Source organism: Lysinibacillus sp. NPDC056232 (genome assembly GCF_042267565.1).
Lineage (GTDB): Bacteria > Bacillota > Bacilli > Bacillales_A > Planococcaceae > Lysinibacillus.
The window spans coordinates 1-15,730 of sequence record NZ_JBHJTF010000003.1 but is presented as its reverse complement, the minus strand read 5'-3'; the positions used below and the strand labels follow the sequence as shown (position 1 = coordinate 15,730).

Here is a 15,730-nt window from a genome sequence, read left to right as displayed (position 1 = left end):
GATGTTTTATCATCTACCTCTCAATGATAAGGGATTTATATTTTTTATAACCATCCAATTCGATGCTTTTTTGACCATCCATTTAACCATCCAATTGTCTATATACTATTAAGGGCTTCTGCAAACCTTTTGATTCCTTCATCGATTGAATCTTCATCTTCCTTTGCGAAAGTAAAACGAACAAAACCATCTTTGGATCCCAGTGTAGAACCAGGAACATAAATGACGCCTCTTTTAATGGATTCTTCAAGCAATTGAGTTTCATTATAATTTTTAAGTATTTTACACCATATATGAATACCACCTTGAGGAATAGAATATTCCACTAGATCTTTTAAATAAGTATCAAGGCTTTTTATAATTTTATCTCTCCTTTTTTCTAATTCCTTCATTAAACTTTTTATATGAATATGGAAATTTTCTGATTCTAAAAAATCATTCGCTACCCATTGTGTATAACTAGAATGACCGAAGTCGATTTGTTGTTTCGCATCGGATAACCTTTCAATCACCGATGTTGGGCCAATAATCCACCCTATTCTTAATCCTGAGGCAACAATTTTAGATAAAGAACTAATGTACAATACGTTGCCATTCCTATCCATTGATTTAAGGGTAGAGATTTTATCACCTGAAAAAGCTGTTAAACTATAAGGATCATCTTCTACTACTGGAATTCCAAGCTTTGAGGATATGTCTAAAATCGCTTCCTTTTTCTTTTTATTCAATAAAGAGCCCGTTGGATTTTGAAAATATGGATTTAAAAAAATCATTTTTATTCGGTGTTTTTTATATAATGACTCCAAATCTTCTGGGTTTATTCCATCCTTATCGACAGGTAGATAATGTATTTGAATACCTACCGATCTGAAAATTGGAAGATTATAATTATAAGAAGGATCTTCTATTGCTATTGCATCTCCAGGCTTTAACAAACATTGTACAATTAAATGCAATGCTTGTTGCGCTCCTGATGTTATCAGTATTGAAGAAGGATTAGTTTCGATTCCCCTACTTTTTTTTACGTGTTTTGAAATCGTATTTCTAAGGATTTCATTCCCTTGTGGATGATCGTATCCTAGGCTTCCAATAAAAGAACGTGTTGACGTTATCTCGCTTAAAAATCTTTTTGGGAAAAGTTCTTCTGACAATTCACCGGAAGCTAAATTTATTAATTTATGTTCAACAGCTTCTTTTCTTATTTTTTGCGTTACAGGTTGACTAGGCAAAAAAGAACCCGCCTCAATATACCTATTCCAGCTAGGAATCCGCTTTTTTGTTATACCCCATATATCTTTACTAATGGTAGTACCACTTCCTCTATTTCTTTCAATAAGCCCAATCGATTCTAATTCGTCATATGCATGAACAACAGTACTTCTGTTTAAATTTAGAGCACTCGCTAAATATCTCTCTGACGGCAAAGGTTTATCAGGTGGAAATGTACCATCTGCAATTCCCTTTTCAATATATTCTGCGAGTTGTTTATAGATAGCTTTTTTCGCTTTTCTATCAGGTTTCCAATCCATATATACTCTCCTCATTATTTCCTTCAAACTTGCTAAAAATCTTGCCTTCTTCTTTTAGCAATGTTATTCATGGTAAAAGATTATATATTAATATTATATCAATTGTATTTAACCATCCACTTAAAAAACCAATCCTCATTTTCTATTTTATAACCAATGTTACAATGAGCGTGAAATCAATTATGCCTCAGCATAATTGCGTCCGGAATCGGCTTTGTGCTTAGGCCTGCATGAAGGCCGACACGATGTCGGTCATTTCGGTAATGCCACAGGACGTGTCGTTTTTTCCCATGCAGGTCAGGATGCGATGAATTTAGGCTAAAACATCCTTTATGAACTCCTTTCCGATTCCTTGACATCCGCCGGAGGCTTTTGGCCAACAGATGTTTTTTGCGCGAAAGCGTAGCGGCAGCACTTGTTTTGTCTGTGCGAAAGCGAAGCGACAGCAACAACATGATGTTGGTCACTCAGTCGTTGCCACAGGACGTGGCGTTCTTAGACTGAGTTCCTCTATTTCATAAACTACATTCCTCTACTATTCTATCGATGTACCATCATCAAGGAAGTTCTAGTGTAATGAATATACACAAAAGGACAAGGTGCTCAGTGTACGTACATGGAGGATTAGGTCACTTTGCGTTACTTAATAAGATATGGCCAGATCAATACATGGAACAAGAAGCCCTGGAATAATGTTTCCGTGCAAAGTTTGAAAAGGGTTGTATCAATTTTAAAACGGAATAGTAAAGCTTTATTTCAAATATTCCCTTCTTTTTGGACAAAGAAAAAAGCACCTCATCATACAATCCGTTAGTACAGAAACTCGCTAACCAAGTACTGTAAAACTGAATCATAAGCGAAAGTGCTTATTTCTCTAAATATAACGTCATAAAACTGTACGTCCCAGGAGGGAATGAACCTTGGTATTGCTGGGTTTTTATTTTGATTGTGTAGAAAATGTGTAGAGTAAAAATGAATGTATATTTATTCTTATACATGCTACCGCTACCTTACTGATCAGCAACTCTTATAATTTCAATTATTCAAAATCAATGTTAAGAATAATTCTTTAATACACCACACTTAAATAAAGATCTAACGAATCATTCTGCTACTAACTACTGAATAAAATCCTAGTAGTCTTAGCCAATTTTCTACTTTAATAACTTATTAATAAAAAGCCATCCTTCATTAGTTCTAAGTTCAATAACATTCTTTATGTACGACTATTTCCGTCGATAAATGGAGAGATGTTAACGAAAATCGGATGCATCTACTCACTTCCTCAACAACCAAATCTAAATATTGCGTTGTAACCGCTAAATCACTATGCCCTAGAGTTATACTCAATCTTTTTCAAGTATTTGATTGTATTTTTGTTTTTCTTCGCAGCTTCTGTAAATAACGCTCCTGCGATTTCAGCTTTGGCAACCTTACCATCCGTTACTTTCGCAAGCTTAATGGTAACCCTTGTTCCGCTCTATTTATTTCTCTCAACAATCATCGCGTGACTTCCAAGTTCTTTATAGCTCTGAAAAAACTTATCGGCATTTTGTGAGACTCTTCCTTTTAGCGGGTCCATCAAATGAACGGTATTATTGAACTCATTATAGCCAACTAGCACAACAGCATGTAAATTAATCGGTGCTTTAAAATATTCCTTTGTATCACTGAAGTACCAAGAATACGATACTTTCGGAGTACTTAAATCCAAGGTTACCCAAATGACTACTGGAACGTTATTATTAATTTTCTCATAGAAAAACTCTTTTCCCTTTCCACTTACATCAGTTGCTGTGTATTTTGTCGTTCTTCCGACGAAAAGGTTTTCAGCAGCCGCGACAATTGGAGGTGCATAAGAAAAGAAGCCTGTCCCTAAACGAGGGTCTCCTGCATATGCTTTATAAGGATTCGGACCGTATCTTTTATTATTCTGATAGGTAAATGATTCCTTCGGTAAATAATTATTTGCCATTTCCATTTTGCTTGTTGAAAATCCATAATAGTTTAAGACAGCTGTTAAAGAGGTTATTTCACAGCCATTTGGCAATTCTGGTTTTTGCTTAACAATTGGAACCGTTATGTACATTTTATTTAGCTGAGGCTTCTTTTCTGGTTCTTCTACAGGGACTTGTGCTTTTGGCTCTGGTGCTACACGATACGTTTCATCTAATAACCTCGCCATCATCACTGCAAATTCTGCTCTCGATAAAAAGCGTTCTGGTTTAAACGTCCCATCCGCAAAACCAAAAACAATTTCATTTTTCACTAATGCCTGAATAGACGAATATGCCCAACTGTTCGTTGTGACATCCTTAAATTCAACTGAAGAAATATCACTTAATTCAAAAGCTCTTGACAGAATCGATGACATTTCCGCCCTTGTCACAAATGCGTTCGGTTTAAATTCATGCCCCTTTACAACATCATCAAAAACCCCTTCAGCCATGGCTGCAGATATGATATCAAAATAAACATCTTCATTTTTTACGTCAACCAACTGTGGGTCCGGTCGATCGATCACACTGTATCCCTTCGCTCTCGTAACCATTAACGCAATTTGTAAACGAGTTAATTTGTCATTAGGTGCAAAATTCCCATCTGGATTTCCTTGAATAACGTTTTGTTCAGATAAGTATTGGATTTCCTTTGCTGCCCAATGCTTTTGATCCACATCTTTAAAAATTATTTCAGTTGCATAAACATTCGATGCAAAGTAAATATTATTAATCGCAATAGTTAAAACAACCATTAGTAATAATAACTTTTTCTTCATGTAACTCTCCTTTGATAGTCTCAAATCTTTTAAAAGCCTAGTCTAGTTTCCTTATTAGTTACTTTACTAGGCTTTAGAGCATATGCAGTTGCTACAAAACAGTATTTTTGTTTCATTATATATTCTCCTCCTCTATATAATTATACCCATAACTTAAAAGAATTGACACCTCTAGTATTATCAAGGTGTCATAATGTAGATTCATAAATAAAATACCAAAAAGAGGTTTTTACATAATGAAATACGGTTACGCAAGGGTATCAACTGCTACACAAGATTTAGAAGTACAATTACAAGGCATTAAGAGCTAAAGGATGCGAAGAAATCTATTCTGAAAAATACACTGGTACGAAAACAGATAGCCCTCAATTTCAGCAACTATTGAAGTATCTAGATAAAGGAGATACCCTTGTTGTCACTAAACTTGATAGGTATACACGTTCTGCTTCTGGGGCTATTGAAACTGTTAGGGAATAGTTTTACAGAGGTGTAAAGGTGCATGTGCTGAACATGGGCATTGTTGGAGATTCACCCACTTGTCGGCTGATATTTACCATCATGAGTTCATTTGCAGAATTTGAAAGGGATATGATTGTTGAAAGGACACAGGAAGGAAAAGCCATTGAAAACAGAATCCTGAATTTAAAGAAGGTCGCCCAACAAGTGTAAGTCATTTGTTCATCTAAAGGTAAAATTAAACCTTTATGATTCTTCATAACTTCCCCGTCAAGATGTAATCTTTTATTAACAAAATCAACATGCCGTTCCTTCATTCGTGCTATCGTTCCTATTCTTAAACCACAACGATACATCAATAAAACCGCAGCTGAATTTCTTAAATCTATGAACTTTGTATAGTCTAGAACAGATAGTAGTAAATTCACATCTTCATCTGTTGCCCTACCTTTCAAAAATGAAATATTGTTGTCTAACAACATATTGCATGACGGCTACCTCCTGAGAGCCGCCATTTCCTAAAAAGTCGAGCTTAATATCTTATCCGTAAATTTCTTTATAAAAGAGAAACGACGGCTATTTAAACCGTCGTCTGAGAAATGGGATATAAATTTAGTGCATGAAAAATGCTACTACCAGATAACGGTTTTTTTATTGCTATCTGGTAGTATTTTTTGTTGTATGAAATACATAATTGAAATGATTAAAGCTATCGCAACTTAAAGCCAAATGGTTTACTTTCTCAAATAAAAGTTTTTATTTTTTAGGAAACAATGTATAAGACCATGAGTAGATAAAATCAATGATAAAAACAATGCTCCAAATTGCTCCAATTCCAAAAGTAATCTCATTAGCATAGGGTGATTCCTTTGCTATCCCTTTTTCTATCCATGACAAATCAGTTAAATACATTTTCATCTCTGTAAGGTTTTCCGTTCCCATAATCCAAAAAAACGCTTGCACTGTAACAAAAATAACCAAATGTATATAAGATGACTTACGATACTTCTTTGCAATATATTTAGGGTTATTATTTCTTTTAATAATTTTATAGTCTTTATCAGATAATAATTCAACACCACGAAACGTCCCAATTTTTCTACGCATCCAACGATCTAGCTTTATAAAATCAAATATACCAAATGTAAATGCATAAATAATAAATATAGTAATAACAATTTGAAATGTTGAAATCTCTCCTGTTTGCTGATACACATACAATCCGAGTAACCCTTCAAGTATTAACATAAATAAAAATAGAAAAATGAACATAATGCTAAGTGTAGGTTTATTAAAGAAATAACGAAATATACCAAATAGGAGTAGTACCCCTATAGATAATAACTCAATAAGTATAAACAATTCCCAACTATATTCAAGAATAACTCCCAATCAAACACCTCCTTTGTTGAGAAAAAACAGTATAAGATAATTACAGCAATATGAAAAGGAAACCTTTATATAGATTTATGAACGAATTCTATTTTCAATCTGACTTATCCAGTTTAAATCTGCCTCTAAATGTAAAAGTGTGCCATTGATTAATAAATATTTATGTTCTTCATTTTGAATAAGAAATTCCGTTTTTAATTTAGTCAATTCTATAACATCTTTCATTATCATTGCTTTTTGTTGTTCTAGCATAATTTTTTCTTGCTCAAAATGGATTTTTCGAGCACAGCTCCATTTAAAATGAAAGTCGTCCTTAGTAGAATGATAAGGTACAGGTTCTAATAACCATTTTTTTAATTCATTTTCTCCTGACTTTTCTAGCTTATATAGCTTTCTTTCTTGGTCATCTATCTCTGCAGATGACACGAGTTGATCACGAATGAGACGGTCAAGAGTAGTATAAATTTGACCAGGATTAATTTTTCCTTTGATACTTAGAAGAGACTCCAATTCTACTTTTAATTCGTATCCATGATTATCCTGTTGGTATAACAATGTTAATAGTCCATACTTTACTGACATAATTGATCAACCTTCTTTAATTGAAGATAAAATATTTATTTTACTAGCAGTCATACTGGATATCCAAGAGGCAAGAAAACTTAGTAATAGACCAGCAATCAATGCTACTCCAATATTAGCAAGAGGTATATGGAAAGGTATGAAATCTCCTAAAAGCTTGGATTGACTAGTAACGTAAAGTAAAATCACACCTAATACTACACCCCCGATGACTCCTACTAAACCTATGAGTAACCCCTCACCAACTACCATCTTTCTTACTTGTTGTCTAGTAAATCCAAGTGCTCGCATTGTTCCAATCTCAGATGTTCGTTCAAATGTATTCATTAAAAGAGTATTAGCTGTGCCAATACTAGCTAAGCCAATAATTAGGAATAGCATAATTAATATTATTTCGTTCATACCAGATAACGCAGAAGTAGTTGATTTAATTTCATCTTCAATAGTTTTAACTTTTGAAAGGTGTTCATTGAAATCTGTCCATAACTGATCTTGTAATTCCTCTCCGCTATATTTATCATTTAATGCTAGTAGCATATCAAAACTATTAGCCCAACCAAATTCATTATTTAAATGATCTTCATCCATAAAACCAACATATCCTGAATAATGTGAAGTATCTACAACATCAATGACTTCAAATTTTTGATTACCAGAAGGTGTATTTATGTGAATGTATTCCCCTACTTTACCACCCCATTCATCAAAAGCTCGCTTACCGAGCAGGATAGATGGTTTCTTTTGTAATTCCTCATATAACGATTCTTTTTCAATATCCTCAAATAATATAGGTCCCTTTTTACTTACGGCAAAAATAGAAAATTGTCTACTCTCATCATTCATTGTTTCCCATGTAATAGGTGTAGCTTCTGTTAGTGGAGTAACATTTGCTACAGAATCATAAGAAAATAGAGTTTCTATATCTTCACTAGACCAAGGGGCTTCCGATGTAACCCTTAGATCACCCCCAAATGTATTTCTAATATCACGTTCATACCCTTCAGGAGCAGTTTCTATAACAGAGCTTAACAATAAGATGACTGCTATTCCAATGGCAAGTATAGCAGAAGTATTGGCATTTCTATTTAATTGCTGTGTAAGGCTATGCGTAGCTAAAATTCCTGAATAGCCTAAAAACATTTTGAAAATTGGTTTAAAGATCTTACTTATTCCTATTAACAAGAATGGAAACAGCAAAATAATACTTGCTAAAATAGCTAAATAGGAAATAAAATGATCAATAAATATAAAGGAAAGTAAGCCAACTCCTACAATACCTCTAAATAGATATTGTCTTTTCGACGATAATGTTTGAGTCGCCTCTTTTAATGTCAAGAGCACCGAAGTTTTCCCAGCATTGTAAATAGGAAATAAGGAGAAGATAATAGGAAATACAATTCCTATTACAATGGCTGTTATTGTAGGCATTTTCCAATTCAAAGTGTACACCGTATCAAATTCAAATACACTAAGCAAAGTTTGCATAAACATATCGCCAAGCCAAATCCCAATTGGAACCCCAATAGCCGTACCAATTAATGATAAAATGATTACTTCAATGAATACAAGTTTAGAAATAGAGCTTTGCAAATAACCAAAACTTTTCATTATTGCAAATTCCTTTTTTCTTTCCATAACACTTGTATAAATCATATTAAAGACAATGAATCCACTAATAAGCATAGATAAAACAGCAATTAAGTAAAAAAATGTGTAGAGACCCCCAATATCGTTACTTTGTAGATCATCTGCGACAACTGGTTGGATATATATATTTGAATTAGTAAATTCATTCTGTAAATCTTGAAAAAGTTTTTCACCATCTTCATTTGTTTGAAATCGTACATATGAAAGCTCATTATCCATACCTGTCCATTCTCTTAACAAATCAAGGGGAGCCATAATTCTAAAACTAGTTGATTCAGCACTTTCCCAATCACTAGGACTCGCAAGCAACTGTGTATACCCGACTATTGCCGAAACCTTAGCCTCTCCTAAATTGCTAAACCGAATAGTATCTCCAACACTTTTATTTAATAAATTTGCAACAGGCTCGGTTATAATTAGCCCTTCATTATCTAACTCTCCTTTTATAACTGGTAGTTTTAGTAAAGAACTATTCTGATCATTCACACCCGTAATTCGTACAGAACGTTGATTTTCCGATTTATCATCAAGATCAAAGAATACATGTTTATCAAGTGCAAGCAACGAGTCAGTAATGATTGGATTGTCTAAATGAGAGGAAACAGCCTCTTCTGAAAAGGTATGTTCATCACTTAAAAACCAATAATCAGCATTTGCTACATACATTTGTTCATAATAATTAAAAACATCATTTGTTGTTTTATCAGCAATTAACATGGAAGTTATAAAGGAAATGCCAATAATGATCCCAAGTAATGAAAAGAAAAATCTTTTTTTGCTTTCTATTATATTACGCCATGAAATTCGCCACATATTTAGCATAATCTTCATCCTTTCTAGAAATCACCTGATCGACAATTCCATCTTTAAAAAGAATAATTCGATCTGCAAATCCAGCTGCGAAAATATCATGTGTAACCATGATTATTGTTTGATTGTAATCTCGATTAAATCTAGTCATTAACCCAAGAATGTCCTCGGCTGTATTTCTATCTAAATTACCTGTTGGCTCATCTGCCAATAATACGGCGGGGTTGCTAACTAGTGCTCTAGCTATAGCTACACGTTGCTGTTGCCCACCACTAAGCAAATTAGCCTTCTTCTGCCCAAGTCCCTTTAAACCGACGGAATTAAGTAATTGTAAAACTGGTTGCTTTTTATCTTTTGTTAAAGTTCCATCTGCATGAAGTGGGAAAGCTATATTTTCTTCGACATTTAGATTACTAAGTAATTGATAATTTTGGAAAACAAAGCCAATATTCTGTCTGCGAAATATTGTCCTTTTCTTTTCTGTCATCCTATTTAAATAATGTTGATTAATTATAATGTCCCCTTCTGTAGGTATATCAAGACCACCTAATAATTGAAGTAAAGTACTTTTTCCAGAGCCACTTGGACCCATAATAGCTACAAATTCACCTTTTTGAATTTGTAAACTAACATTTTTTAATACTTTAATTCTCTCTTGTCCTTGTAAAAATTCCTTTTTAAGATTTTCAACCTGAATCACTTTATCAAATCCCCCTAATATCTTTTATATCATTATATACTAAGTATATAATGATTCAAGATTTTATATTACATACGTTCTTAAAAAGTCTTGTTTTGCAATAAAAAAAATATTTTATAGATATATACTAAGTACTCATAGAGCGGGATAAGAAAAAAGATATCTATAAATTCAGACATCTTCTACTCGTCTACAATATGGTTCTTATTTAATCATATTTAGCTTAATCAAGCTAAAAAGTAGATGACAAAATTCCCTACCAAAATTTCTTATTGGTGGGGTTTTGGTAGGAAACTAGATTTTTAATTTAAAGATTATTGAACTCGAAACAAATTATCAATTTTACTTTCTATTATTTTGTCAAGATATTCATTAATTCCTCTTCCTTCTTCTAATAATAAGTAATGAACTTGTGTAGATTTCTCTAATCTTGAGCATCAAGGCGAAAAGCAGTTTATCTTCCCAAACAATAAAAATACTTTTTATAATAACTGCAAGTTAAACGCCTGGTTAAAAAAATTCCAAACCCAACATGGTTTAAAGCTTGTTTCAGTTCACGGCTTACGCCACAGTTGTGCTTCTCGTATCTATTATCAAACGAAAGATATAAAATTCATTCAAAGTTTCTTAGGTCACACAAAAATAGCAACAACGATAGATACGTATATTCATTGCATTCCTGAATTATACAATCTATTAGATGAGCGATTTACTCATACAGCATAAATGTCGTTAGTTGAGTCTCAACCCGTGCCAAAGTACATCCGTATTTTGGCACTTTTTCTTTCTCTTTTTTAACAGGTATTCGCAATAACTAGTAGAATACCTTTTTTGATTGCTATTGAGCACTCAATAATTTTGACGTATTGTGAAGTAATTAACACTTTCTATAAATGCCCATCCAACATCTAAATAATTCCCTTCCCAATCATCGTATCCATCATTCATGATTAGATAAATATTTCGCTATGTTAGCCATCAAATTACTACAGTGACTAGAATTCTAATTCACCCTTCCTGTGCAAATCATTGTTTCTTAACATACATTTTACTAGGGCTAAATCACACATTATTGAGAATAAAATAATTAATAATTTAATTCAAAACAAAGTGGATTGAGAATATTCAAAAATCATGCTATAATTCGACTTAAAGAGAATATAAATAAGACTGTTTAGTGATGGTACACCAAACAATCTTAGCAACAAGCAGAATCGTTTCAAAGGCGATTAGAGAGCAAAAAGTAAACCACTACTCAGCTTTGGGGGCGAGGGCGGTTTATTTTTTTTTAGGTATTCGCAATAAGTAGTGGAATACCTTTTTTGATTGCTATTGAGCACGCAATATTTTTGATGAATTGTTTAGTATTACTTCATTTCGTATATTTATTTTCAGTAATAGGATTGTGATAAATTTCAATATCTGAATCAATGAAACCTCTTCGCTTTGCTCCATGCAGTGTTTGATACATATTCTTTCTACCAACAGGGTTGTCCGTATGAATATATATTTTGTTTGCCCGTAACCCTTTTTCACAAATATATTTTACTAAGTCATAACCTGTTGGCAATAGATTACCTTGTAGATCTTCTCCTAAATCATGGTCAAGAGAAAGTGTGTCTACTTCGTGATTTTCAAGTAAGCGAATTGCTTCTTGAAACGTTCTTGCCACGACAAAACCAATAGGACAATCTCTTAAATCATCCACATAGAGATTTATTTTTTGTGTTCTCAAATTAATCACATCCTTAATGCACCGTTTGTTTCAATTGTGTAGTGTAATAAAATAACTTGCAATATTCAACTACTAATTACGAATAAACTTTTTTACTATCACCATTATTTCAATATAAAATGCTACCAAAATAAAGGAAGTTTATTTATTGGGAAAATGTTTTTTATAAGCTATACTAACAATACAGTTACTAGAAAAATTAACTGTATCCCTAGTTTCCCTGTATGGTTCTAGGAGGCATTTCAATGAAAGACAATATTAAATCATATACAAAAAAAGATGGAAAGACCTACTATATGTTTAAGCTTTATTTAGGAATGGATAGCGAAATAGGCAAACAAATTCACGTTACTAGACGGGGCTTTCTAACAAAAAAAGAGGCTAATCTTGCCTTAGCTCAATTAAGAGTCGAAGTTAGTAAAGGGGAATATAAGAAGCCTAAAACTGAAACATACGAGGATATATATAATGTCTGGATTCAGCACTACGAAAGAACTGTCGAAGAAAGCACCTTTGTCAAAACCCTTGGCATTTTCAGAAATCATATTCTACCCGCAATTGGGCATTATCGAATCGAAAAATTAAACGTACCGATTTGCCAAAACTTTGTTGATGAATGCTCATTAAAATTTAAAAAATTCCGTACCGTTAAAACGTATGCATCTAAGGTAATTGATTTTGCTATTAAGCGTGATTACATCAGTTCAAATCCTTTTAAGCTAGTGGATCTCCCAAAAATCAAAGCGTCTACTGTATTAGATACTGAGGTTAACTACTATTCAAAGGAGCAGCTAATTTACTTCCTACAATGTTTAAAGCAATTTGGTAATGCTCAAATTACCGCATTTTTCTACCTGCTTGCTTTTTCAGGTATCCGTAAAGGTGAGGCACTTGCACTAACTTGGGCAGATTTAAATTTCGAAACGAAGGAACTGCTCATTACAAAAGCTCTTTCAAGAGGTAAAAATAACAAGCTCTATAAAACCGATACTTCACGCCAGCTTTTAATCGATGATGAAACATGCCGCATTTTATCCGAATGGAAAACGATTCAGCAAGACAAATTTCCAAATGTGAATGACAAAAGCCAATTAATGTTTACAAACGAACAAAATGGTTTATTGCAGCAAACAATCCCTAGAAGATGGCTTATGAAAATTATCGATAAATACAACTTACCTTACACACATGTCCACTCTTTTCGACATGTCCACTGCTCTTTGCTTTTCGAAGCGGACGCAAGTGTCAAAGAAGTACAAGAACGATTAGGTCACACAGATGTGCAAACAACACTCAATATTTATACGCACCTATCAAAGAGTGCAAAAAACGAAACAATTAATAAATTTGTGGCTTACTTAAACTCATAAATTTGACCTAAAAGTAGCCAGATTTTTAGCCAGTTTCCTATAAAAATCCCAGAAAACTCAGTACAACTAAAAAAGAAAAAACCCTTGATATACAAGGGTTTTGACCACTCTAGATAACTCTAGAAAATCACTGTATGGAGACGGCGGGAGTCGAACCGTCATCTTCTAAAAGTACTTTAATAGTAGTGTTTTTAATGGTTATAAGCCACTACGAAAATCTTTGACCAAGGTTTTGACCAAGGTTCTAAAAAACTTTACGGAGGCAAGCTTTTTGCACTTGAAAAATTGAGTAAAAACTAATATATAAACTATTTCTAATTCTTTATTATCAACATAGGAATAATTTGACAATAAAGAATAAAGAGTTTAACTTTATATTATTAAAAAATAAAGGAGGAAATTATGTCTAAAAATGTTTTTTACGCTGATTTGGATAAAATTAATGAAAAAGGAGTATTAGTCACAGGTCATGGAAAAGGGTTGATTGCTAAAAATTCTATTATTACTGGTAATTATATTGTAGATGACATGGTTAGACTTACAATTAAGGACAATGAACTTTTTGGCTATCCAGGTTACATAGAAGAAGAAGATAATGAGTTAACTAAAATTGATTATCTTTTATACTTTTACCAACAGTCTGAACCAAACCAACCAAAAGCTCCAGAAATAATTAATGTTGAAAAATACTTATCTTTAAGTAAACATAATATTGATACTGGTGGACAAATTGCAATGATTTCAAGTATGATGTTTGGTCAATCATCTAATAATATAGTTAGTCCATACCGTGAATATGAAACAATTTTAAAACAGGCAAATAATATTGTTTTTGTTGCTATCCCATATACTGAAAATGAAGATGATAGAGCAAAATTTGTAAATGTCTTAATTAAATAACCAATTATAATCTTTTTGCCGTTGCTTATTACACAGTGAAAAAGCTTAGAATCTTCACTATAAGATTCTAAGCTTTAATTTTTTCCTCTTAATATAACAGCTGCCTCCTGTTATGCAACGCTATTATTACCAATAATGAACAGGTCGTATCGTTAGCTACTCCAATTCGTGTAGCTGTTAGAGGTCACATATTAATTAGGAAGATAGCCTTCCTCAATTTCGGGAACCACTCCCTACCTACACCTTCTAATACTATTCTACAAAAGCTCCCTAATGACTCTCTTATCTTAATCTAAAGAATGATTAAACCTCACTCACAGGAACGCTCTATCCAATACTATTTTTAGATGAAGATTTGCAAGAAAAGTTTAGGCACTTTTTCTTAATTCAGGTGCTTCATTATAACGGCCTACAGCTCACGTCTGAACAAAAAGAAGTGACGTTATCTGTTGCAATTAAAGCTTTAAAAGAAAAATGATTTACATGGGCAAGTAGATGATTCTGCTTGCTTTTCCAATGTTATTTTATTACAGTAATTACAAAATAAAAACGAGGTGATACAGTTATGACAAAAGACAAAAAACTAAATCAAGACCTTCAACCAAAAACAAACACTGATAAATCCACTAAAATTAAAGCAAGCTTTGATAAAGCTGTAAAGAAAAATGGAGAAGCATTGAAGAGGTTATCTAACTAATGATAACCTCTATATTTTTCTCATATTCCCCTCCCAATATAGACATCGGCATATACCCCTTGGCCTCAAACCCTGTTTTTTGACGTCCCAGGAGGGAATTTGATATCCTTCCGAAGCATTGGCACCACTGGTTTTTTAATTATGTTGTGTAGAAAATGTGTAGAGCAAATATACATGAATACTTATACTACTTTTATACATGCTGCCTAATTGAATCACAAGCTCTTATAAATTACAATTTACTACAACAATGTTCCAAGTAAAATCCCTATTTATTCCTCACACTTTAATAAAGCACAAATTAATCATTTACTTCTGCTACTTATAACCGAATAAAATCATAATAGTTTTAGCCGATTTTCTACTTTAATAACTATCGGTGGATAGCAATTCTTCATCAGTTCTAAGTTCAATTACATTCTTTATATACGACTATTTCCTTATATAAATGGATAGATGCCTACGAAAATCAAATGCAGTATTGTACCTCTTACAACTGGATATAATTGGACTTTGCAATACTTACTTCCCCAACAGCCGAATCTAAATATTGCTTTGTAACTGCTAAATTATTATGTCTAGAGCTATACTCACTTCCTCAATCAAGTATTTGTTCCAGTTCAAAAGAAAAAACTGATAAACAAGGGTTTTGACTTTGGTTGATAACAAATTATAAGGATATGAAGGGACATAGGAAGGTATTTTAAGAAAGCCCACCATATCAAAGCTTGCGACGCCTTTATTTTATGAAAAAAGCGCGTGGCAACTTTTTATTAAAAGTGCTTATAAAGCATTAAGTATTATATTCTAGTACTTGATGGTCAATATGTAAACTTTCACAAACTCTCTTCAATTTACTTCCTCCATTTATACTGAAAACTATTTATTATTCGAAGTCATTTTATTAAATATTAAATCTGCATCTTCCATCAAATTATTATCGATTTGGATTATTCTTGTTTCATCAATTAAATCCTTGTTAAATATAGAAGCAATAATAATCTGATTATCCTTAAAATCGTCAGACAAAATCTTAAATGTTTCTTCTATGTTAATAGGATCTAATTCTCTACCACTTGGAGAATCTAAAATGATTGGCAGCTTAATATTAAGCACTTCTTCAATAGCTTTTATAT

At 32.8% G+C, this 15,730-nt stretch carries 11 protein-coding genes and 4 pseudogenes; 6 read left to right on the top strand and 9 right to left on the bottom strand.

Annotated elements, in window-relative coordinates; translation table 11 throughout:
- Window positions 1-98: 98 nt before the first annotated feature.
- Window positions 99-1,529 (bottom strand): MocR-like pyridoxine biosynthesis transcription factor PdxR, encoded by a 1,431-nt coding sequence (gene pdxR / locus ACFCYJ_RS03335; RefSeq protein ID WP_376070665.1) that lies wholly within the window; start codon window positions 1,527-1,529, stop codon window positions 99-101.
- Window positions 1,530-1,912: 383 nt separating this feature from the next.
- On the opposite strand from pdxR, the gene ACFCYJ_RS03330 reads away from it, so the two are divergent.
- Window positions 1,913-2,050: a hypothetical protein gene (locus tag ACFCYJ_RS03330; RefSeq protein WP_376070662.1), complete on the top strand. Its 138-nt coding sequence runs from the start codon at window positions 1,913-1,915 to the stop codon at window positions 2,048-2,050.
- A 959-nt stretch (window positions 2,051-3,009) separates the two neighbouring features.
- Here ACFCYJ_RS03330 and ACFCYJ_RS03325 read toward each other — a convergent pair.
- On the bottom strand, window positions 3,010-4,305 hold the full coding sequence (locus tag ACFCYJ_RS03325; RefSeq protein ID WP_376070659.1) for an S-layer homology domain-containing protein: 1,296 nt from the start codon (window positions 4,303-4,305) through the stop codon (window positions 3,010-3,012).
- A 236-nt stretch (window positions 4,306-4,541) separates the two neighbouring features.
- Between ACFCYJ_RS03325 and ACFCYJ_RS03320 the strand changes: the two are divergent.
- Window positions 4,542-4,976 (top strand): annotated as a pseudogene (locus ACFCYJ_RS03320) (recombinase family protein); the annotation flags it as partial.
- Between the two features lie 57 nt (window positions 4,977-5,033).
- On the opposite strand, the pseudogene ACFCYJ_RS03315 reads toward ACFCYJ_RS03320, so the two are convergent.
- From ACFCYJ_RS03315 to ACFCYJ_RS03295, 5 genes and pseudogenes are all read right to left on the bottom strand, one after another.
- Window positions 5,034-5,243: pseudogene (locus tag ACFCYJ_RS03315) on the bottom strand (tyrosine-type recombinase/integrase); the annotation flags it as partial.
- 274 nt (window positions 5,244-5,517) lie between these two features.
- Window positions 5,518-6,153 (bottom strand): hypothetical protein, encoded by a 636-nt coding sequence (locus ACFCYJ_RS03310; protein WP_283869432.1) that lies wholly within the window; start codon window positions 6,151-6,153, stop codon window positions 5,518-5,520.
- 75 nt (window positions 6,154-6,228) lie between these two features.
- A complete protein-coding gene (locus tag ACFCYJ_RS03305) occupies window positions 6,229-6,735 on the bottom strand; it encodes a PadR family transcriptional regulator (protein ID WP_376070656.1) in 507 nt (168 codons plus the stop codon).
- Between the two features lie 6 nt (window positions 6,736-6,741).
- Window positions 6,742-9,204, bottom strand: coding sequence for an ABC transporter permease (locus ACFCYJ_RS03300; protein ID WP_376070654.1), 2,463 nt, complete (start codon window positions 9,202-9,204; stop codon window positions 6,742-6,744).
- On the bottom strand, window positions 9,173-9,892 hold the full coding sequence (locus tag ACFCYJ_RS03295) for an ABC transporter ATP-binding protein (RefSeq protein ID WP_376070651.1): 720 nt from the start codon (window positions 9,890-9,892) through the stop codon (window positions 9,173-9,175). Before ACFCYJ_RS03295 ends, ACFCYJ_RS03300 begins: the two co-directional genes overlap by 32 nt.
- 444 nt (window positions 9,893-10,336) lie before the next feature.
- Between ACFCYJ_RS03295 and ACFCYJ_RS03290 the strand changes: the two are divergent.
- Window positions 10,337-10,618, top strand: a pseudogene (locus tag ACFCYJ_RS03290) (tyrosine-type recombinase/integrase); the annotation flags it as partial.
- A 646-nt stretch (window positions 10,619-11,264) separates the two neighbouring features.
- Here the strand turns inward: ACFCYJ_RS03290 and ACFCYJ_RS03285 are convergent.
- Window positions 11,265-11,627 carry a cyclic-phosphate processing receiver domain-containing protein gene (locus ACFCYJ_RS03285; protein WP_376070648.1) on the bottom strand — a complete coding sequence of 121 codons (363 nt, stop codon included), beginning with the start codon at window positions 11,625-11,627 and terminating at the stop codon, window positions 11,265-11,267.
- A gap of 245 nt (window positions 11,628-11,872) precedes the next feature.
- Here ACFCYJ_RS03285 and ACFCYJ_RS03280 point away from each other — a divergent pair, with 245 nt between their 5' ends.
- The 3 genes from ACFCYJ_RS03280 (at window position 11,873) to ACFCYJ_RS03270 (ending at window position 14,594) form a co-directional block, all read left to right on the top strand.
- Window positions 11,873-12,997: a site-specific integrase gene (locus ACFCYJ_RS03280; RefSeq protein WP_376070646.1), complete on the top strand. Its 1,125-nt coding sequence runs from the start codon at window positions 11,873-11,875 to the stop codon at window positions 12,995-12,997.
- Window positions 12,998-13,399: 402 nt separating this feature from the next.
- Window positions 13,400-13,897 carry a hypothetical protein gene (locus ACFCYJ_RS03275; protein ID WP_376070643.1) on the top strand — a complete coding sequence of 166 codons (498 nt, stop codon included), beginning with the start codon at window positions 13,400-13,402 and terminating at the stop codon, window positions 13,895-13,897.
- 565 nt (window positions 13,898-14,462) lie between these two features.
- Complete coding sequence (locus ACFCYJ_RS03270; protein ID WP_376070640.1) at window positions 14,463-14,594, top strand: hypothetical protein; 132 nt, start codon at window positions 14,463-14,465, stop codon at window positions 14,592-14,594.
- An 879-nt stretch (window positions 14,595-15,473) separates the two neighbouring features.
- Here the strand turns inward: ACFCYJ_RS03270 and ACFCYJ_RS03265 are convergent.
- A pseudogene (locus ACFCYJ_RS03265) lies at window positions 15,474-15,730 on the bottom strand (hypothetical protein); the annotation flags it as partial.

Coding starts and splice junctions, on each gene's coding strand:
- pdxR (WP_376070665.1), bottom strand. CDS start 1,529: ATGGATTGGAAACCTGATAGAAAAGCGAAAAAAGCTATCTATAAACAA.
- ACFCYJ_RS03330 (WP_376070662.1), top strand. CDS start 1,913: ATGTTTTTTGCGCGAAAGCGTAGCGGCAGCACTTGTTTTGTCTGTGCG.
- ACFCYJ_RS03325 (WP_376070659.1), bottom strand. CDS start 4,305: ATGAAGAAAAAGTTATTATTACTAATGGTTGTTTTAACTATTGCGATT.
- ACFCYJ_RS03305 (WP_376070656.1), bottom strand. CDS start 6,735: ATGTCAGTAAAGTATGGACTATTAACATTGTTATACCAACAGGATAAT.
- ACFCYJ_RS03300 (WP_376070654.1), bottom strand. CDS start 9,204: ATGCTAAATATGTGGCGAATTTCATGGCGTAATATAATAGAAAGCAAA.
- ACFCYJ_RS03280 (WP_376070646.1), top strand. CDS start 11,873: ATGAAAGACAATATTAAATCATATACAAAAAAAGATGGAAAGACCTAC.
- ACFCYJ_RS03275 (WP_376070643.1), top strand. CDS start 13,400: ATGTCTAAAAATGTTTTTTACGCTGATTTGGATAAAATTAATGAAAAA.
- ACFCYJ_RS03270 (WP_376070640.1), top strand. CDS start 14,463: ATGACAAAAGACAAAAAACTAAATCAAGACCTTCAACCAAAAACAAAC.